Annotated in this window: 13 protein-coding genes; 8 read left to right on the top strand and 5 right to left on the bottom strand. The window is 69.4% G+C overall.

What is annotated here, in order from left to right; translation table 11 throughout:
- Positions 1–947: 947 nt before the first annotated feature.
- Positions 948–2,240: an alkaline phosphatase gene (locus OG206_RS31590; RefSeq protein WP_327122006.1), complete on the top strand. Its 1,293-nt coding sequence runs from the start codon at positions 948–950 to the stop codon at positions 2,238–2,240.
- A gap of 386 nt (positions 2,241–2,626) precedes the next feature.
- Here the strand turns inward: OG206_RS31590 and OG206_RS31585 are convergent, their stop codons facing one another.
- Positions 2,627–3,553 (bottom strand): LysR family transcriptional regulator, encoded by a 927-nt coding sequence (locus OG206_RS31585; RefSeq protein ID WP_327122005.1) that lies wholly within the window; start codon positions 3,551–3,553, stop codon positions 2,627–2,629.
- A gap of 604 nt (positions 3,554–4,157) precedes the next feature.
- Here OG206_RS31585 and OG206_RS31580 point away from each other — a divergent pair.
- From OG206_RS31580 to OG206_RS31570, 3 genes are all read left to right on the top strand, one after another.
- Positions 4,158–4,808, top strand: coding sequence for a hypothetical protein (locus OG206_RS31580; protein ID WP_327122004.1), 651 nt, complete (start codon positions 4,158–4,160; stop codon positions 4,806–4,808).
- Positions 4,809–4,842: 34 nt separating this feature from the next.
- Complete coding sequence (locus OG206_RS31575; RefSeq protein ID WP_327122003.1) at positions 4,843–5,307, top strand: hypothetical protein; 465 nt, start codon at positions 4,843–4,845, stop codon at positions 5,305–5,307.
- Positions 5,308–5,593: 286 nt separating this feature from the next.
- Positions 5,594–8,905 carry a S8 family serine peptidase gene (locus OG206_RS31570; protein WP_327122002.1) on the top strand — a complete coding sequence of 1,104 codons (3,312 nt, stop codon included), beginning with the start codon at positions 5,594–5,596 and terminating at the stop codon, positions 8,903–8,905.
- 172 nt (positions 8,906–9,077) lie between these two features.
- On the opposite strand, the gene OG206_RS31565 is transcribed toward OG206_RS31570, so the two are convergent.
- From OG206_RS31565 to OG206_RS31550, 4 genes are all read right to left on the bottom strand, one after another.
- Positions 9,078–12,143, bottom strand: a complete 3,066-nt coding sequence (locus tag OG206_RS31565; protein ID WP_327122001.1) for an alpha-mannosidase — start codon at positions 12,141–12,143, stop codon at positions 9,078–9,080.
- A 97-nt stretch (positions 12,144–12,240) separates the two neighbouring features.
- Complete coding sequence (locus OG206_RS31560; RefSeq protein ID WP_327122459.1) at positions 12,241–13,224, bottom strand: LacI family DNA-binding transcriptional regulator; 984 nt, start codon at positions 13,222–13,224, stop codon at positions 12,241–12,243.
- A 188-nt stretch (positions 13,225–13,412) separates the two neighbouring features.
- The gene (locus tag OG206_RS31555) at positions 13,413–14,417 is read right to left on the bottom strand and encodes an ROK family protein (RefSeq protein ID WP_327122000.1); all 1,005 of its coding nucleotides are present in this window, start codon (positions 14,415–14,417) and stop codon (positions 13,413–13,415) included.
- Positions 14,414–16,126, bottom strand: a complete 1,713-nt coding sequence (locus tag OG206_RS31550) for a class I mannose-6-phosphate isomerase (RefSeq protein WP_327121999.1) — start codon at positions 16,124–16,126, stop codon at positions 14,414–14,416. Before OG206_RS31550 ends, OG206_RS31555 begins: the two co-directional genes overlap by 4 nt.
- A gap of 286 nt (positions 16,127–16,412) precedes the next feature.
- Between OG206_RS31550 and OG206_RS31545 the strand changes: the two genes are divergently transcribed.
- The 4 genes from OG206_RS31545 to OG206_RS31530 are packed head-to-tail and all read left to right on the top strand — an operon-like array spanning position 16,413 to position 20,779.
- The gene (locus OG206_RS31545; RefSeq protein ID WP_327121998.1) at positions 16,413–17,726 is read left to right on the top strand and encodes an ABC transporter substrate-binding protein; all 1,314 of its coding nucleotides are present in this window, start codon (positions 16,413–16,415) and stop codon (positions 17,724–17,726) included.
- The gene (locus tag OG206_RS31540; protein WP_327121997.1) at positions 17,723–18,685 is read left to right on the top strand and encodes a carbohydrate ABC transporter permease; all 963 of its coding nucleotides are present in this window, start codon (positions 17,723–17,725) and stop codon (positions 18,683–18,685) included. Before OG206_RS31545 ends, OG206_RS31540 begins: the two co-directional genes overlap by 4 nt.
- A gap of 2 nt (positions 18,686–18,687) precedes the next feature.
- On the top strand, positions 18,688–19,548 hold the full coding sequence (locus OG206_RS31535; protein WP_327121996.1) for a carbohydrate ABC transporter permease: 861 nt from the start codon (positions 18,688–18,690) through the stop codon (positions 19,546–19,548).
- Between the two features lie 52 nt (positions 19,549–19,600).
- Positions 19,601–20,779 carry a glycoside hydrolase family 76 protein gene (locus OG206_RS31530; protein ID WP_327121995.1) on the top strand — a complete coding sequence of 393 codons (1,179 nt, stop codon included), beginning with the start codon at positions 19,601–19,603 and terminating at the stop codon, positions 20,777–20,779.

Below are 20,779 nucleotides of genomic sequence, written 5' to 3'. Positions count from 1 at the left end.
CTGCCCAGATGCCCATGACCGCTCACCTTCGTGCGCGATGCTCATGGAGTGCGCGTTCGTGGTGCGACGGTGAATTCCAGGGCACGGCGCTTCTCGAAGAGACCAGAGTGTGACGACCCGAGTGGTTGGTAAGCAGCTGCCGGCTCCGTACGGCGGGTCCGGCCGAGTATCTGCTTGCCCAGGCGGGAGGTGTGCTCGCTGTCGAAGCGCCGCAGGAATGCCTGCCGGAGCACGTCGACGTCGGCCTCACAGGCGTCGGTGCCTGACCACCACAGCATGACCGGCTTTGGGGTGGCGCCGCCGGGCAGGTGCTCGGGTCACGGGCGGATCACGGTGCCCTCGATGCCCGGCAGTGGCCCGAGCTGGTAAATCCAGGCTGAACAACGGGTCAGCCGAGAATGAGGTCGGCCCCCGGCCTGGCAGTGGCCGTCCCGTAGAGACGGGTCGTGGTCACCCTCTGCGCGTCGGGTGTGCCCCAGGGGCACGCTCTACCAGCGATGACGCGGCCTTCGGCGGGCCTGACTCCCCGCCGTGTCGGCCTGGGTGCCGGCAGATGCTGCTGCGGCTGGACGCCCCTTGCACGACTGTCACGGCCGGCACGCGGAAGCCGCCAACTTGGCGGGCCGGCCAGTTTGGCTTCGGACGGTCTGCAGGGCGGGAACGCGCAGACCCGAGTTTCCTGCTCCGGCGGGGACGGGCGAACGTTGGGACGCCTGCCGGACGGGGCGCTCCCCCGCCCTGCCGGGGCCGCCCACGAAGTCCCCCGGCCGAACGCAGGGGGCTCCTGGCTCCGGTGCGGGACGGGCCGCGCCGGGTGTCACAGGAAGCCGGGCCGATGAGGCACCGGCCTCGAGGGCTTCTCCTCCCGGATACCTCCGGTTCACGACGCGTACCGTCCTCACACGTACGTTCTCGTGCGAAAGCTATGCAATTCATGAGGAGCTGTTGTGAACGTACGTGTTCGTAGTGCGCGTTGGGGAGCGCCCGTAGCCGCTGCCGTTGTGGCCGGCCTCGCGACGATGGTGCTCAACCCGACGCTCGGCGCGTCGGCCGCCGCTCCGCAGTCGGCGGCGAAGGCGAAGACCCCCGCGGCCAAGAACGTCATCTTCATCAACGGTGACGGCATGGGCGCCGCGATGCGTGAGGCTGCGAGGCTTCACCTGGCCGGCCTGGAGGGCCAGCTGGCGATGGACCGCCTCACTGCGTCCGGCCAGCTCACCACCACCCCCCGCGACCCGAAGGCGGTCGTGACGGACTCCGCCGCGGCCGCTACCGCGTGGGCCACGGGCGAGAAGACCTACAACGGCGCGATCAGCGTCGACGTCGACGGCAATCCGCTGGCGACCCTCGGCCAGCAGGCCAAGGCGGCCGGCAAGGCCACCGGTCTGGTGACGACCGCGCAGGTCACCGACGCGTCCCCGGCGGCGTTCTTCGCCAACACCGCGGACCGTGGGAAGCAGGACGAGATCGCCCGTCAGTACCTGGACGTCAGCAAGCCCGACGTCATCCTGGGCGGCGGCGAGGACTGGTGGCTGCCGGCCGGTACGCCGGGCGCGTTCAAGGACAACCCCGCCGAGGACGCGTCCGAGGCGAGCAAGGGCACCAAGGGCAACCTGATCAAGAAGGCCCAGAAGGCCGGCTACTCGTACGTCAACAGCGCGAAGGGCCTGAGCAAGGCCAAGAACGGCAAGATCCTCGGGCTGTTCAGCAACGAGGAGATGTTCCAGCAGCGCCCCGAGGGCCAGGGTGACGTCTACAGCCCGGTCGTGGATCTCGGCACCATGACCAGCAAGGCGCTGACCAGCCTGGACAAGAACAAGAAGGGCTTCTTCCTCATGGTCGAGGAGGAGGGAACGGACGAGTTCGCCCACTCCGACAACGGCACCCGCGTCCTTCAGTCGATGCAGCAGCTGGAGAAGGCCGTCGCTGTGGCGCGCGCGTACATCGCGACGCACCCCGACACGCTGCTGGTCGTCACCGGGGACCACGAGACCGGCGGTCTCTCGGTCGAGGACGTCGACGCTGCCGACGAGTCCGGGGACGGCATCTCCGCCGAGGACGGTCCCTTCTCGATCCGCGGCAGTGAGCGTACGTTCACCATGGACTGGACCACCTCGGGCCACACCAGCGTGGATGTGCCGGTGACGGCGAGCGGGCCGCTCTCCGAGGAGTTCTCGGGCAAGCACCCGAACACGTACGTGCACGACGTGCTCAAGCAGGTACTGGCACCGCGTCGCTGAACGAAGTGACTCGCAACGGGCCCCGGGAGCGTTCTCCCGGGGCCCGTTGCCACCACACAGGTGCGATGCCTCACCACGCCGTGGCGCCGATGACCGCCCGGTGGGGGTGGGGTCTTCCACACACCCCCACCGCGCGGTGTTTCGCGCTGCCCACGCGGAGGACGTAGGGACGGGACGACCGGGCGTCTCCGGGCACAGGTGGCGTCGACACCTCCTCCGTCTGGCTCAGCCACATCAGGTTAGCCGCCCAGAACCCCGGCAACGCCAGCAGTTCCTCCCCCGCGACCAGCGGAGCATTTTCGAATCCCTCTACCAGCACAGGCCCAGAATCTCACCCGCTACGACATACGACAGTGACAGCCCGAGCACGGCTCGGTAGCTCTCTTTCACTGGCCGTTGCCGGCCATGCGGGTGACTTCATGCGCAGCATGCCGCACCGCTTTGATGGTTGATTCGGAACGCCGCCGACGCAACCAGGCGACAGCGGATGTGGAGGGCGACAGGTCGGTCACCTTGATGTATCTGATGCCCGGGCGGGGAAAGTATTCACAGGCGGCGGTCGGGAGAAAGCACATTGCCTCCCCGGTGGCCACGGTGTGCAGCAGCGACTCCATGTCGGTGACCACTGGCCCGTATCGGACGCGACTGCCGTCCGGCCGGGGATCAACTGCCCAGAAATCCCACCACATCCGCGGGACCTGCTCGGGAACGTCGACCACCGGAATGCCGGAAAGCTGGGCCAGCGCGAGTTGGGGCAGAGCCGCCAGGGGGTGGTCGGCTGCGAGGCAGGCCACCCGTGGTTCGGTTGCCAGGTGGTGCAGTTCGATGTCGTCCGTCACCGGAGGGCGGAGGAAGACGACATCGACCTCCTGTTGAGCCAGCGCGCCCATGTGATCGCCGAAGCTGAGGTTCACCAAATCAAGGGTCGTTGTCGGGTGGCGCTCTTTGAGCAGGCGCAGGACGCTGCGGGTGTGTGCCATAGCGGCCTCAGCCCCGATGGTTCCCACGATGAGCCGCCTGGACGTCTGTCGCAGCTGTGCGTCGGCGACGCGCCTGAGCCGGTCGACAGCCGCGACAGCCGCACGGGCTTCGGGCAGCAGAGCCCGCCCTTCCTCGGTCAACGTGAGCGCTCGACTCGTACGCTCGACCACACGTACCCCTAAGCGTTTCTCCAGCTCTCTGATCTGCTGACTGAGCGCCGGTTGAGTGATGAACAAGCGCGCGGCGGCATGTCCGAAATGGAGCTCCTCGCTCAACGCGAGATAGAGTCGAAGCTGATGAATACTCGGTTCTTTGGAGCGGGGCGCTCTCATTCCCATGAACCCTTTCGCCGTTCAACATGCAGCCATAATCAACAATTTATCGTTCCGCAGACATCACGTGCTCTGACTTCGGTGACACATCCGCGTCGACCGTGTGACAGTCAATGGGCCGTCTTGATCAGAGTGACGGTGCACACGGGGGACGGTGCAGTGCTCTGTCATCGGTCAGAGGACGGTTGCCGAAGCACCACCGGTTCCCGCCGTGTGGAGCGAGAGTCCCCGCCGGACCGGGGATAGCGACACAGAGGGGGGACCACTACGTATGCCCGCGCGTATTCGCCTGCGCAGAGCCCGTGACCGCCCGGTCCATCGGGCCGCCGGCAACAACATCGGCGCCGGCTCGCGCGCTGAAGACCACCGGGGCTTCCGCCGTGCGGCGTCCTCTGCCGTCCTTGCCGCTCTCGTGTCCGGAGCGGCCCTGTGGACCGCGGCCTGCGCACCGAGTGATTCGGGGGCACCTCGGGCGCAGCAGCTGCCACGAGACCTCACGGTCGATGAGCGGAAGGTATTGGCCCAGGCGGAGAAGATTCTTACGCGGGACTGTATGCGCAGGGCGGGCTTCTCTTTCTGGGTCACACCAGAACTCCCCGAGCCCATGGAGCGTTTGTTCCCGTACGTCATCGACGACAAGCGGTGGGCCGCCGCGAACGGCTACGGCCGTGGCATCCGGGAACGCCGGGACGAACTGGCCCGCAGTGATCCCAACCGCCGCTACTTCGACCGGCTCGCCGAGGACCGCAAGGCCGCCGCGGTCACGGCGCTCAACGGACCGACCGCGGAGGGGCTGGAAGCCGACATCCCCGGGATGGGCAGGGTCGGGCACAGCGACCAAGGGTGCGTCTCCGACGCCCAGCGGGTGCTCTACTCCGATCTGCGGGCCTGGTATCGCGCCAGGAAGGTCACCGACGCCCTGGACCGATCGGCCATGGCGATGGTCGCCGGTGACCCCAGGCTCGTTCCCGTGACCCGGCAGTGGGCCGCCTGCATGCGGGAAGGGGGCCACCCGTACGACATGCCTCAGGAGGCACGTGACCGCTTCGCGCGTCGCCTCGAGGCCGGTGAGTTCACCACGGCTCGGGCCGAGGCCGCGTGTGCGCAGTCATCGGGCCTGGGCGCGACGGTCCGGAAGATGAGCCGCGCGCATCGGGAGGAACTGGAATCACACCATCGCACCGAGGTCGAGGATCGCGCCGTGCTCGAGCACGCGGCGCTCAGCCGGGCCCGCGACATCGTCCGCCGCGGCTGATCAGCCCGAGAGCAGACAACGAGAGGAAACCGACATGAGCAAGCTCGCTTCACTGGCCGGCGTGGTCGCCCTGATGGCGGTGGCAATCGCGGGTCCCACGGCTCAGGCCTCCGAGCCGACACCGAAGGAAGCCCGCACCCTCGGCGTGGCCGCACCCGACGGCAAGCTCCACGTCTGGGAGCACCCCTACCGAGGCGGCGGCCATTGCGCCTGGAGCGGAGCCATCCGCAACTGGGACTATCCGGGCGCCGGTTGCCCCCCGCTGCGCAACCTCGTCTCCTCGGTGGAGAACCGGGGGTACGCCGGCAGCTACGACGACGTCAACCTGTACTACAACGAGGACCAGAGCGGTGTGTACGCGTGTCTCGGCAACGGCGACATGTGGCTGGACCTGACGCTCGGCCGTGAGGTCTTCAGCCACGGCTGGTCGTGGTGGGACGGCTACGGTGAGTCGGTGAACGACAACATTGCCTCGCACGAGTGGACGGACAGTTGCTGACCGTCCACACGTAACTGCCGGGGGCCCGGTACGACCGTGACTGCGGCCCGCACGACCCAGGAAAGGGTGTCGTGCGGGCCGTATTCGCGGGGCCCGGTGACGCAGTGGTGGATTCACACGTCCCACCCACCACACTTGTCACGTATTTCGCAGGAATCAGCCCGTTGACCAGCCTGTTCACCTCGCCCTACGTTGACGCGCGCATCGGCCGTACCACGGCCTGCGCACACCTCCAACACGCTGGGGCGCCCACCGCGTTCCCCGCGACGGACCGGGTGAGGACGACATGCGAAGACGACGAAGAGCACCACTGCCGGCCCTGGTGGCAACTGCCACGCTCCTGGGCCTCTGTGTCAGCCTGCCCACGGCGGCCCCCTCCGCGGCGGACGAACCCGGCGGCCACGCAGAGGTGGTGGCCAAGCCGCCCGCGGAGCGGGAGATCACGCTGGTCACCGGCGACCGGGTCCGGCTGACCGCCGGGGGGACGTACGCCGGGCTGATCCCGGCCAAGGGACGGGAGAAGATACCCACCCAGATACAGAACATGAAGGGGCACACCTACGTGCTCCCCACCGACATCGCCGGTCTGGTCGCCTCCGAGCGCCTGGACCTGAGGCTCTTCGACGTGACGGAACTGAGCCGCCCCGCCTACCGGCACCTGGCGGGCGACGGACTGCCGCTCATCGTCACCTACAACGGCGCGCGTCCGGCGGCTCGAGCCCGGATGGCCGACGACTCCGGCGCGACCGTGCGGGCCGCGCTCGACAGCGTCAACGGCGACGCGCTCACCGTGGGGAAGGAGGGCGCGGCGGGCATCTGGCGCTCCCTCACCGACGAGAACGGCACCCAGCGGTCGCTGGCGCCCGGCGTGCGAAGGGTCAGCCTCGACGGACTGGTGCGTCCCTCCCTGGACATCAGCGTCCCCCAGATCGGCGCGCCCGCTGCCTGGCAGGCCGGCTACGACGGCAAGGGCGTCAAGATCGCGGTCCTGGACACCGGCATCGACACCGGGCACCCCGACGTGGGCCCCAAGGTGACACAGGTGCGGGACTTCACCGGATCACCCGACGCCCTCGACCACTACGGGCACGGAACGCATGTCGCCTCGATCGTCGCGGGCACCGGCGCACAGTCGCAGGGGAAGTACCGCGGTGTGGCGCCCGGAGCCGAACTCATCAGCGGCAAGGTCCTCGACGACAGGGGCTCCGGCGAGGAGTCCGGGATCATCGCAGGTATGGAGTGGGCCGTCGAGCAGGGTGCCACGGTCGTCAACATGTCGTTGAGCGGTAACGACACCCCGGGACTCGACCCCCTGGAAGAGGCGGTGAACCGGCTGTCCGACGACGCGCTCTTCGTCATCGCCGCCGGCAACGCGGGACCGGACGCGTCCACCATCGGCTCGCCGGGCTCGGCCGACGACGCCCTCACCGTGGGAGCGGTGGACAGGACCGATGCCCTGGCCGACTTCTCGTCGCGGGGACCACGCGTTGGCGAGGGTGCGCTCAAGCCCGACCTGACCGCCCCTGGCGTCGACATCACGGCGGCGGGCTCCGCCGGCAGTGTGCTCGACACGCGTCCTGGGACCGGCCATCCCGCTCCGGGCTACTTCCAGATCTCCGGCACCTCCATGGCGACACCGCACGTCGCGGGGGCCGCGGCCGTACTGGCGCAGCAGCACCCGGACTGGACGGGCCGTCAGCTCAAGGCCGCACTCGTCGGCTCGGCCGCGCCGGGCACCTACCGGGTCCTGGACGGCGGCGGCGGCCGGGTGGACGTGGCCGCGGCGATCCGGCAGACCGTGCTGGCCGAACCCGTGTCGCTGAACTTCGGTACCCAGGCCTGGCCGCACGAAGCGGGCGAAGCACCGATCACCAGGACGGTCACCTACCGGAACACGGGCAGCGAGGACGCGACGCTCGACCTCGCGGTCTCCGGCACCGGCCCCGGCGGTGCGCCCGTCCCGGCCGGCTTCTTCACCGTCGGCACCCCGCGGCTCACCGTCCCCGCCGGCGGCACCGCCTCCACCGAGGTCACCGCCCACACCTCAGCGGGCGGCTCCGCGTACGGCGTCTACGACCTTGCCGTCACCGCGACCGGCTCCGGCGCCCCGGTCCGCACCGTGGGCGCGGTGACGTACGAGTCTCCGATGTACGACCTCACCCTGAAGGCCATCGGCCGCGAGGGGCAGAGGCCCGGGCTGTACGCGTGGTCGACCTGGGTGAGCGACGCCACGACCGGCCTGCTCGTCAAGATCGTCAGCGGCGATGACGGCAACGGCAGCGTACGGCTCCCGCAGGGGGACTACTCCGTCACCGGCACCATGCCCGCGGAGCGTTACCGGGGGCACGACTGGTTCAGCGCGCCGAAACTGCGCCTGCGGGCGGACACCACGCTCACCTTCGACGCACGCGAGGCCAAGGAGATCGACGTCGCCCTGCCGGACGCCCCCACGGCCTCCTTCACCACAGGTGCGATCGCGGTGACCACCACGACGAACGGGGTGGAGCGGTCGCTCTACCTGAGCCTGGGCAACTGGGAACTGGGCAACCGCACCCAGCAGGTCGGTCCGCCCGTACCGCCGGGTGAACTGACGTCGTACCTGAACGAACAGTGGAACGCGCCCGGGGCGGAGTACCAGATCGCGCACACCAGGAAGGGCTCCTTCTACACCGGCCACACCCAGCGCGTGAAGCGGTCCGACCTGGCCGAACTGATCGTCAGGCACGGCTCGTCGATCGAGGGCGCCATGCTGCGCAACGAGACCATCCCGGCCAGGGGCGCCACGACGGGCTACACCTACGTCTCTCCCGCGCGGGGTGAGACCAGGGCGTATCTCCAGGGTGGCTACAGCTGGCGGCGGACCTCCCAGTACGCGAGCGGCGGCTGGATCCAGAACACCCTGACCACACCGTTCCGTCACTACACCGCCGGCCGGACCTATCACCAGGACGTCAACATCGGGGTGTTCGGCCCGACGGCGCGGGAGGGCGCGGGCCTGGTTCGTGAGGGCGACGTCCTGACGGGCAGGATCAGTCCCTTCTCCGACGGCGCGGGGAATACCGGCAGCGGCAGGTACGACCCGGAGACCGCGTCCACCACGCTCTTCCGCGACGGAGAGAAGTACGCCGTGGCCGACGACGTCCTGGACTCCGTGAGCTTCACGCTCCCGCCCGGCGAGGCGGACTACCGGCTGGTCACCACCGTCGGCCGGAGCGAGGAGCTGGGCGGCGAGAGGGTGAGCTCCCGGATCAGTGCCGAGTACACCTTCACCTCGTCCCGCACCGAGCGTGCCGTCGCCCTCCCGGCACGCGCCGTCCGATTCGCTCCTGCGCTCGCCGCCGACTCGACCGCGCCCGGCGGAACTGACCTGGTGGTGCCGGTCACGGTCGAGGGCGCCGCCGCGGGCCCAGGGCACAGCCCCCTCCGGGTGTCCGTCTCGTACGACGGTGGTGCGACCTGGGCCGGCAGCACGGTACGGCGGGGAAGGGTCATCGTGCACAATCCGCCGGCCGGGGGCTCGGTCTCCTTCAGGGCGGAGGTCAGGGACCGGAGGGGCACCACGACCCAGACGATCATCGACGCCTACCGCACCAGGTAGGGCACCGCGCGGTGGCATCGGGCGGTGCGCACTGCCGCCGCCCGACGCCACCGCCCGACAGCCCGAGGGGCTCTCTGCCCCGCGGGCCGTCGGGCGGCCGCGCGGGGCACAGGTGACGGGCAGCGCTCCAGCGGGATCGGCCGCCCGCCCAACGACGAACATGCGACTCAGGTCACTGGGCCTGTGGGGTCAGACGCACGGTCACGATCTGGAACGGACGCAGAACCAGTGGAATGCCGTCGGCGGCGGCGGACAGCGACGGCCCCTCTGCCAAGGGCCGTTCGAGCAGGTCGGTCAGCGTGGCGGCGGTGCACGGGAATCCGGCCCGCAGGACCGTTGCTGCCCGACCGCCAAGAGACTCGTAGAGTCGCACGATCACGTCGCCCGAGCGGTCGTCCGCGAGTTTGACCGACTCGATCACCACACCGCTGTGGTCGACTTCGGCCAGCGGAGAGACGACGGCTGAGCCGGCGACCGCACGCTCGGCAAGGTTGAAGTGGTAGCCCTCGCGGACGGCGTCTTCGATGTCCGCACCGATCACCAGGCCGTATCGCAGCCTGTGCTCGCCCTGATCGGTGTCCGGATCGGGGAAGAGCGGGGCGCGCAGGAGTGAGAGCCTGGCCGTGGTCGTGGTGCCACCGTCGGGGCGGACGTCATGGGTGACGTCGTGGCCGTAGGTGGAGTCGTTGACCAGCGCCGCTCCCCAGCCCCGCTCCTCGATGTGAAGGAACCGGTGGGCGCAGATCTCGAAGCGGGCCGCGTCCCAGCTGGTGTTGGAGTGGGTGGGCCGCTGGACGTGCCCGAAGGGGATCTCGCTGGTGGAGGTGACGGCCCGGATGTCCAGGGGGAATGCCGCCTTGAGGATCTTCTCGCGCTCCCGCCAGTCGATGACGGTCTCGATGTCGACTCGCCGGGCGCCCTCCTGCAGGGTGAGGAGTTGGCGGATGCGCGACCGGTTGACGGTCCGTACGACCTCGATGGCGTGGTCGTGCGCCGTGACCTCGTCGGCTTCGGTGAGGTCCTGCACGGTGTTGCGGTAGAAGGCGTCGACGTCCCAGGCGTCCCACTGGTTCGGGAAGTCCTGGTGAAGCTGGAGCAGGTTGCCCGCCGTCCCGGGGGCGAGCGCTTCCCGTCCAGCTGTCAGGTCGTATGCGGACGTGATCAGTCCGCGCGTGTCGACCGTGATCCGCACAAGTCCGTTGTCCAGGACCAGGCCGCTGTCGTGTCCCGGTCGGACGGGCGTCATCCGCAGAGGTGTGGTGCGCGGGGCTGCGGCCAGTGCGGGCACGCCGTCGCGGCTGTGCGGGGCGGCGTTGAAGACGACACTGCCGCCGTCAGGATCGGCCGGACCGGCCAGGGCGCGTTGGGCGGCCCCGATGATGGCGTCGAGTTCGCGCGCGACCTCCCGATGTGCCGCCTCCGTCTCACGGTGTACCCAGGCGATCGAGGAGCCGGGCAGGATGTCATGGAACTGGTGCAGCAGAACCGTCTTCCAGACCCGGTCGAGCACGGCGTACGGATACGGCTCACCGGTTCGCAGAGCCGCGGTCGCCGACCACAGTTCCGCCTCGCGGAGCAGGTGTTCGCTGCGGCGGTTTCCCTGCTTGGTGGCGAGCTGACTGGTGAGCGTGCCGCGGTGGAGTTCCAGGTAGAGCTCGCCGACCCAGACCGGCGCGTCAGGATATTCCTCGTGCGCCTTGGTGAAGAAGTCGGCAGGCCCTTCGATTTCGACCCTCGCGGAGCCCTCCAGACTCGCGAGCCGGTCGGCGCGGGCCAGCATCTCCCGTGTGGGGCCGCCGCCTCCGTCACCGTACCCGAAAGGCACCAGGGAGCGGTTGGCTGCTCCCTTGTCCCGGAAGTTGCGTTCGGTGTGACCGATGTCGGCACCGGACAGGTCACCGTTGTAGGAGTCGACGGGCGGGAAATGACTGAAGACACGGGATCCGTCGATGCCCTCCCACCAGAAGGTGTGGTGCGGGAACGCGTTCGTGGTGTTCCAGGAGATCTTCTGCGTGAGGAACCAGTCGATGCCTGCGAGCTTCATGAGCTGGGGTAGCGCGGCGTTGTAGCCGAAGGTGTCGGGAAGCCACATGTCGCGCGTCTCGACACCGAACTCCTCCAGGTAGAACCGCTTGCCGTGGACGAACTGACGGACCAGCGACTCACCGCCGGACAGATTGGTGTCGGGCTCGACCCACAGACTGCCCGTCGGAAGGAACTGCCCGGTCGCCACCTTCTGCAGCACCCGCGCATAGACCTCAGGGCGTTGTTCCTTGAGCCAGGCCAGTTGCTGAGCCTGAGACATGACGAACCGGAAATCGGGGTGGTCGTCCATCAGCGCGGTCACGTTCGAGACGGTCCGGGCCGCCTTGCGTACGGTCTCACGCACCGGCCACAGCCAAGCCGTGTCGATGTGGGCATGGCCGACGGCTGAGACACGGTGGGCGCCGGCGTGGGCCGGGGCGGCCAGCGTGGGGGCTAGCTCCGCCCTGGCCTGTGCAGCCGTGCCTGCGATGTCCTGGAGGTCGATCGTGTCGAGCGCTGTGCTGATCGCGTGCCGGATCTGGCTACGGCGGGTGGAGTCCTCGGGCAGTTGGTGCATGAGTCCTGAGAGGACGTCGAGGTCCTGGACGAGTTCCCATACGGTCTCGTCGAAGACGGCGAGGTCCATGCGCGTCAGCCGGTAGAGCGGTTCACCAGCGGGTGTCACAGGCCCGTCGGTGCGCAGCCAGGGCGCCACGTCGCCGGCACGGGTGGGGACGAACGGATCGCCCGAGGAGTCGAAGTCGAAGATCAGCGGGTTGGCGGCCGCCTCGATGTGGAACTCGAAGTCTTCGCCACCCTGGGCGTGTTCCGTGATGAGAAGCCAGGTGTTGCGCGGGTTGAGGGCCTTCACCGGGGTGCCGTCGGCACGGTGGACGAGCCCTTCGGCGGAGAACCCGGGCTGTGTGGTGCCGAAGCCGAGGTCGAGCACCGCTTCGACCCGTCGTCCCGCCCAGTCGGTGGGGACTGTTCCGCGGATCCTGAACCAACTGGTGGACCACGCGGGGCCCCAGGGTTCACCGGTCGTGACCGGCTTGTAGGGGCCGGCGATTCCCTCGCTCACGGGGACGGGTTCGCCCTCGACGTGGTGGACGCTCACATCGAGCGGGAGGCTGCGGGCGTGGACTGCGGGCCTGAGCCGCTGGTCGAGTACCCGGGCGAGCCTGCGTTCGGTCAGCGTACGGTCGTCGTGCATGGGGACTCCATAGAGAGTTCCGCGCGAGCTGCGCGGAGTCCGCCCGACGGCCCGTCAGGTGGCTGGATGGCCGGGACGGGCGGACGGCGTGTGGGACTTACGGTCGGTCGGTCCCGTATCGGATGACTTCGGTGGGGACCACGGAACGTCGGGCGGGCAAGGCAGTGGCGGGATCGGCTTTCATGCGGTCGATGAGCATCCGGCCTGCTCTGCGTCCGATCTCGTCGGCGTCGTAGGACGCGATCGTCAACGGGAGCCCGAGGACATCTGCGAGGTCGAAGTCGTCGAAACCCGCCAGAGCCACGGGGACCTCGAGCGTGCGCACTGCCCGGATGGCGCCCTGGGTCAGACGGTTGTTGGTGCAGAAGAGGGCAGTGGGGGCGTCGGTCTCCCTGAGCAGGGCGCCGGCGGCAGCTTCCGCCGTGGCCACGTCGGTCAGTCCGCGGCGGATGTGGCGATCGTCCGGCTCAAGGCCGGCCGCCTCGTGCGCGGCCCAGTAGCCGCGGAAGCGTTCGGCACCGGTGTAGAGGGCTGGGGGGTTGCCCAGGAACCCGATACGCCGGTGTCCGTCCTCGATCAGGCGGCCGGTGGCTGCTTCGGCACCGCCGAAGTCGTCCACCAGGACGCAGTCCGCGTCCATTCCCGCCGGCGGCCGTGAGGCAAGGACGATCGGAGTGCCGCGAAGCGCGGCAGGTGTCAGGTGGCGGTGGCTGCCGCCCGCCGGAACCACGATCATCCCGTCCACCTGACGGGACGCCAGGTCCTCCACGAGTCCGCGCTCCCGGTCCGCCTTCTCCGCGGTGTTGCCCAGCAGGACGCCCAGACCGTGCTCGTCGGCGACCTCCTGGACCCCGAGCGCCAGCCGTGAGTAGAAGGGGTTGGCCAGGTTGGTGACGACCAGACCGATCATCCCGCTGCCGCCGACCCGCAGCCGGCGAGCGGTCTCGTTGCGCCGGTAGCCGAGCGCTTCGACGGCGCTGAGCACCCGCTCCCGGGTGGTCTCACTGACCCGCGGATCGTCCTTGAGCACCCTGGAGACGGTCATCGCACTGACTTCGGCGCGGGCGGCGACGTCACGCATCGTCGGCATGGCGGCGTCGCTCGGTCGGTGCTGCGCCACAGCCGTTCCTTCCATCGTGCCCTCAGGGGTTCCGCGCCGTCGGTCGGCTGCCCGAGCCGCGGGCGCCGCCATTGTAGAGAGTGCCCGGCCCGTTGCGCCGTCCGACCCGGCGGTCGGCCGACGTTCCGGACGGAGGGGCAGCCCCGCGCTCACGGCCGAACCTCACACGGAACTCCGGTCGCCGGGGCCTCGCCCAACGAAGGCCCGCGCCCGGGGGAATGGCGTTGCGCATCGCGCGTCAGGACCCAGTGGGCGGCGCCGATCAAGGGTGCGTCGTCGGGCCGCCGTGCGGTTCGCAGTGCCATCGCCGCGACCACGGCACCGGCTCGTGGTCCTTCGGCTGCGGCCCCGGCGGTGAGCCCGGCGCGCAGAGCGGGACCGATGAGATCCCAGGAGGCCGCCATGGAGCCGCCGACGACCATCACGTCCGGCCGGAAGGCGGCGCACCACGGAGCCAGGGCGCGTCCGAGCGTCGTGAAGCACCCGTTGATCACCGCCGCGGCGTTTCGGTCCGCCGCGCGGGCGAGCTCCGCGATGGTCCGCACGTCCGGGGCTTCGGACGTCTCGTCGAGGCCCGCGGATCGCGCGTACCGCGCGCGTATGGCCTTCCGCGAGACGACCTCTTCCAGCGGCAGCCCGTCGGCGGTGACGCGGTGGGCCCGGCCCTCGGGGGGCACCGCCGGCCCCTCGGTGACGGGCCGGCCGTCCAGCAGGAAGGACGATCCGACGCCGGTCCCCAGGGTGATGCAGACGGCCCGGTGGTGCTGTGCCGCGGCCCCGCTGTGGTGTTCCCCGATGGCGAAGGCATCCGCGTCGTTGAGGAAACTGATGGCCCGGGCGTGCGGGAGCCGGGCCATCAGCTCCGCTCGGACATCGACGCCGTCCAGGGACTCGAATTTGCCGATGCCCCGGAATCTGCCGATGCCGGAGGCGTAGTCGAAGGGGCCGGGTACGGCCACGCCCCAGTGAGCCGGATCGGGCACCGCCGCTCCCCTGGCGGCTTCGGCGAACGAGTCGAGGATCTCCGCGGCTCCGGCGCCGGCGGGCACCGGCCTGCGTACGACCGAGCCGGCGACCGGCAGCCCGGTGGGAGTGTCCACGAGGGCGGCGGTGACGTGGGTGCCGCCGATCTCCAGCACGGGAACCCGTGTCACGACGGTGTCACCAGAGACTTGATGACCTGCACGGGGCGTGATCCGACGGGGTGGAGCCGGTAGCCGCCCACCGACGCCGGAACGGTGAGGGTCTCGGCGAACGCCATGTCGTGGCACCGGCCGTCGGCGGTCTCCAGCACCACGCCGTCACCGGCCGCGACGTTGAGGATGTGGAACCGGCCTTCGGTGTCGTCGTGGGCCGGCTCGGTCCCTTCGAGTACGAACCGGTGGACCGCGTAGAACATCTCGGGCAGGGCGCCCAGGATCTCTTCGCGCCAGCCAGTCCCCTCACGCCTGATGCGCGGCTGCTGGACGAGGTCCTCGACGACCTCCCGGCCGCGCCGCCCGGCGTCGAGGTTCGCGAAGGCATGGCGGTGCGACAACGGCCTCGGTACCCCGGAGCCGGAGCGGCGCAGCCAGTCGTAGAGACGCAGTGAGTAGAGGTAGGGCGTGGCGCTGATCTCCAGTACGAGGTTCCCCGCACCGGACGCGTGCGGAGTGCCAGCCGGGATCATGTACAGCTGACCGGGTTCGGCGGGGAAGGTCTGGATATGGTCCTCGACGCGCAGAGGAGTGCTGTGCGCCGCCGCCGCTTCGACTTCTTTCCGCAGGATGTCCACGTCGGCACTCTGCCGCAGCCCGAGGAGGACCCGGGACCCGGGTTCGCTCGCGGTGACGTAGTAGGTCTCGTGCTGTGTGTAGGGCCAGCCGAAGGTTTCCCGCATGTACTGCTCCTGCGGGTGGCAGTGCAGTGAGAGATTGCCGCCCCCGACGGTGTCGAGGTAGTCGAAGCGGATGGGGAAGGATGTCCCGTAGTTCCGGTGCACCTCCGCGCCGAGGAACTGTTCCGGGTGGAGGACGCAGAGCAGCTGGAAGGGCAGCTCCACCACTGTGCCGGCGTCAGGACCGACGAGGACTCCCGCTTCGGGGGCGATCAGTTCGTACCCGAGGGCCGTGTTGCCGTCGACGGGCTCGAACCCGAGGTTGCCGGAGGCCCACTGGCCGCCCCAGGGGGTGGAGTTGAAATAGGGACGGCTTCGTACGGGCTGCCGCGCGAGGCCGGCGAGGGTGGCGCGGAAGGTCTCGCCGTCCAGGGAGACGGGAGTCCGGGAATCCTGTATGTCGATCCACCGGTCCATGACGGAGGCGAGCGCATCGCGGTGGCGGTCGGAGACCGGCCAGTCGGTGTAGAAGAGGCTGCGGAGTTCGCCCGGCACACCGGGGCGCCCGAGGTTGGCTCCCACAGGAAGAGTCCCGGAGGCAACGGCGCCTTCGGCGTAGCGCTTGGGCAGGTCCGCCCACCAGACCAGATCAGGTGCGCACAGGGCGGCGCCGGGGCCGAACACCAGCAGGACGCCGCTGGCGGGACGCTCGACGGTCAGGGGCCCCTCGAAGAGGTCGGCCATCGCGAACTCGGCGAGCGGGAGGAAGAAGGCGTCCGCCGCGGCGTCGGGGACGCACAGACGCTCGACGGCCGCGGATGACCAGTGCTCCCGTACGTCGAGGGCGTGGACGTCGATGGCACGTGCCCGAAGCGCTGCGGCGAGCTCTCGGGCGGTCAGTTCCCAGTCCAGGGCTGCGGGCCCGTCCAGGGCGAGCACGATCGGCCCGGCGGGCAGGGTCGCGACTGCTTCGTCCCAGCCGGTTGCCACGGGGCCGGCGGCCGGGTAGCGGGGGTTGCGTTCGTAGGGGCGGGGCTCTGAGTGCACAGGTCCTCCAGGAGAGACGATCAGGCGACCGTCAGGATGGTATCGATAACATTTCTGGAGGACAAGGCGTGCTCCTGGCGCGATGCCATAGTCGCAGCTAGAGGCTTGTCATAGACGTCATCTCGTCACGGAGTCTTGTATTGACCCCATGGTGTCGTTAACATCCTGGAAATCCGAACCGCCGATGTACGCGGTGCGGCGAGATCTCGCAGAGGGCCGTAGAGCCCCTCACCCATCACACCCCAGAGCCAGGGATCCCTGCCGGGATCCAGAGGGAAGGGAACCCATGAGATCAATCGGCGGGGCGACCCGATGGTCGTCCCACCCGCTCGGCCGCCGCAGCGTCCTCGCGGGCGTCGCGGCCGGCGGTGCCGCCGTGCTCTCCGGCTGCGCCCGGGGCGACAGCACCGCGGTCGAGCCCGGCACCACCTCGCTCGCCAACGACAACGCCACTTGGGACCAGGGCTACGTCGCTGCCGGACGGGAGCTGAAGAAGCTCACCGGTCACTCCCTGCGGCCGTTGTCCAACCCCAACCCCACGTCGTACAGGCAGGTCACGCAGATCTCCCTGCAGACGACCAAGGCCTCCGACATGATCAAGTGGGCTTCGGGCTACTTCCTCAAGTCGCTGGCCCGCACCGGAGAACTCAGCGACCTCTCCCCCGTCTGGGCGGACTACGAGCGCAGGGGCTGGGTCACGTCGCAGACCCGGGAGGCCATGTCCTACCGCGGCTCCGTGTACGGGATACCGCTCTACGAGTCGTACTACGTGCTCTTCTACAACACCGCCCTCTTTCGCAGGCACGGCCTCCGGGCGCCCGGGACCTGGGAGGAGATGCTGCACAACGCCGAGGTGCTCAAGAAGGCGGGCGTCGTCCCGTTCGTGGCCACCCAGAACGGCAACTGGCCCGCCTACGAGTGGTTCCAGGAACTCGTCAGCAAGGTGGACCCGGACTTCTACACACAGCTGACCAGCGGGACGGCCCGGTACACCGACCCTCAGGCGAGGAAGGCCCTGCAGATCTGGCAGGACTTCATGCGCAAGGGCTGGATGACGGCCGCGGACTTCGACCAGAACAACGGGCCCGCTGCGCTGAAAGCCGGTCGGGTCGGCATGTTCCTGCACGGGTCCTGGCAGTCGCAGGGAATCGCCGCCACCGGCATGAAGCCGGGTATCGACTTCGACGCGTTCGTCATGCCGCCGGTCCAAGCCTCCACGCGCCGTTCCGTCATCACGGAGTCCGGGGTGCTCGCCGTTCCGCGCAAGGCTGCCTCGCACGAGGCCGCGATGGCCAACGCGGCGAACTGGCTCGACCCGAAGGTCCAGAAGGTGTGGACCGACTTCCTCCAGGATGCCTCGGCCAATCCACACTCCCGGCCCGGCAACCCGGTGATAGCCGGCCTCAAGGACCAAGCGCTGCGTGAGCGCTGGACTCTGCTGCCTCGCTACGGCGAGTCGGGCCCGCCGAACCTCATCCAGGGGAACACCGACGACCTCGGGAGCTTCATGACCGGGGCATCCTCCCCCGAGAGCACGCTGCGCAGCATGGCGGGCCGGGCGGCCGAGGAGTGGGCGGCGTGGGAGAGGGACGAGGCATGAGTTCTTCTCTCGACCAGCGTCCTGCCCGCTCCCCCGGGGCCCGCACGCCGTCAGGGCGCGGCCGCCCCGACCATTTCGGACCGGAGCGCCGGAATGCCCGGCGCACGCGTGACCGCTTCTCGGCTGCCGGCTTCCTCGCCCCCGCCGTGCTGCTCGTGAGCGTGCTGCTCCTCCTCCCCTTCGCCACGACCGTCTACCGGAGCCTCTTCGACGACCGGCGTGTCTCGGGCTTCGCCGGACTCGGCAACTACATCCTCTTCCTCGACGACCCGGTGCTCACCCGCTCGATCGAGAACACGTTGATGTGGGTGGCCGGCACGGTCGCGCTCCCGCTCGTGCTCGGCCTCGCCATCGCCGTACTGACCCAGGGCGCCGGCTGGTCCCGCGCCGCCCGGCTGCTCGTCGTCCTTCCCTACGCCCTGTCGGGCTCGGCCGTCGCGGTGGTGTGGAACTTCGTCCTCAACACCGACGGCGCCGCGAACCAGGTCCTCAAGGCGTTCGGCATGGGTTCCCTCGCCCAGGGCTGGCTGCTGGAATGGCCGGGGAACACCCTGGTGATGATCATCGCCAATACCTGGCAGTCGGCGGGCGTCGCGGTCATCCTGTTCCTGGTCGGCCTCCAGACCATCCCGCCCGAGACACTCGAGGCGGCCTCCCTGGACGGTGCGGCGGGCTGGCGGAAGTTCTGGTTCGTGGTTCTGCCCCAGTTGCGGACCGTCTCGGTGATCGTCGTCGGTACGAGCCTGGTCAACGGACTCAAGTCGTTCGACCTGATCTGGGTGCTCACCCAGGGCGGGCCCGGCAGGCAGTCCGAGACCCTCGCCGTCTCGATGTACCAGGAGACGTTCCTCGCCTTGCACCCCGGAGCCGGCGCGGCGGTGGCGGTCGTCCTCACCGCGATCGTGCTCTTCACCTCGTGGCTGTATCTGCGGCGTCAGCTGACCCCGAAAGGCAACTGATCATGCCCACCATCCCCGGCCCGCCCGTCCGTGCACCGCACACGCGGCCCACGCCCGGCCGGATCCTGCGCAACGTGGCCCTGACGTTCATCTCCCTGGTCTGGGCGCTGCCCACCTGGCTGCTGCTGGTCAACGCCTTCGTGCCGGCCGCCGACTACGGCGGAACGCCTCACTGGTGGCCGCACGGTTTCGGTCTCTTCGACAACATGTCGCAAGCCTGGACGAAGGCGGAGCTCGGCCCCGCCATGGGCAACAGCTTGCTCTACGCCGTCACCAGTGCCGCCGCCGCCATCGTCGTGGCGACGACCGCCGCCTTCGCGACCGTCGTCATGCCGGTTCGGCGCAAGACCCTTTGGTTCTGGCTGATCTACTCGGGAACCCTGCTGCCGCTCCAGGTCTTCCTGCGCCCGCTCTTCCTCGCCTACGCCGGCACCGGGCTCTACGACGCCCAGTTCGGGCTGTTCCTGGTGTACGTGGCGATCGCCATCCCGTTCGCCTACTTCATCATGCGCAACTTCGCCCTGACCCTCGCACCGGAGATCATCGAGGCGGCGCGGATGGACGGCGCGTCCTGGTGGAGGATCTTCTGGCAGATTCACGTACCGCTGTCCAGGTCCGCCATGGTGGCCGCCTTCGTCTTCCAGTTCGTCGCCGTCTGGAACGACCTGTTGTTCGGCATCACCTTGTCCACCAGCAGGAACATCCGGCCGGTCATGGCCGCCCTGGCCGAGTTGCAGGGCAACTACTCGAACGTGGGGCCGCCGGTTGTTCTCGGCGGTGCCCTGCTGGTCTCCCTGCCGACCGTCGTCCTGTTCTTCTCCGCACAGCGCTTCTTCGTCAGCAGCCTCAAGCTGCACGGCTGACGGCACCCCGCCACCCCGTCACACTCACACCTCGCTCGAAAGGCAGACCACGGTGAAGTCACCCGTACGTGCCGCGCTGGCCCTCGCCATCCTCTCCGGGGCGCTGTGGGCCGGTCCCGCCTCCGCTGCCGGAAGCGGCCAGAGGGCCGCACCGTCCACCTGGGCCCACCGCGCCGAGGTCACCTACTCCTCACTGCAGCAGCACCTCTACCAGGGGCCGCAGGAGCACGGCCTGTACCTGGAGAAGACACCACGCGGAGAGGGGGAGAACCCCCACTCCTACCTCTGGCCGCTGCGTGAGGCCGCCGCGGCGACCGTCGACATGTCGGAACTGCCGCACGCCGGCTCCCGCTACGACCGTGATGCCGCCGAGCGTTTCACGGCCCTGCGGCTGTACTTCGACCCTCGTGACGACAGGCCCGGATACGACTCCTACCTGCCCGCCCCCCTCGGTCAGGGCGGTGACGTGTTCTACGACGACAACGCCGTCGTCGGGCTCTCCTTCCTCGACCAGTACCGTGCGACCGGAAAGAGGCTCTACCTCGACCGCGCGCGGGAGACCTACACGGTCGTCAGCCGGGGCTGGGACGAGGACCCCGCCAAGCCGTGCCCAGGAGGCATGCATTGGGTCGACTCGCCCGGCAACACCATGCGGGCCGCCAACGTCACGGGACTCTCCGCCCAGCTCGCCGCCGAGCTGTACGCGATAAGCCACGACGACCAGCTCCTCCGGAGCGCGAAGCGGTGGTACGAGTGGAACTGGTCATGTCTGCGGCGCTCACCGGGCCTCTACAACAACAGCCTTGACGACGACGGCACCGTGAACGACGCCCTTTGGTCGTACAACTCCGGCGCGATGATCGGCACCGCCACGACGCTCTACCGCTCGACCGGGGACCGGCGCTACCTCGACCGAGCCGTCGCCGACGCGACGGGCTCACTCTCGTACTGGCGGCAGGACGACCGGCTGCACGACCAGCCTGCGATCTTCAACGCCTTCTACTTCGACAATCTCCGCATCCTGAACGAGGAGCGGCCCGATCCCGCCTATCGAACGGCCGCCGCAACGTACGCCGAGCGGACGTGGAGGGAGAACCGGTCACCGTCCGACGGGCTGTTCCGGTTCCAGCCTTCAGGGGGCGGTGACCACGCCCCGGCCGCCCAGGCCGAGACACTCGAGCAGTCCGCGATGGTCCAGATCTTCGCCGGTCTCGCTTCCGACCCGTCCTGA

Origin of the sequence: Streptomyces sp. NBC_01341 (genome assembly GCF_035946055.1) — a bacterium.
GTDB lineage: Bacteria > Actinomycetota > Actinomycetes > Streptomycetales > Streptomycetaceae > Streptomyces.
Note: the sequence above shows the minus strand (reverse complement) of the source record. Positions and strands in the feature narration are given on the sequence as shown.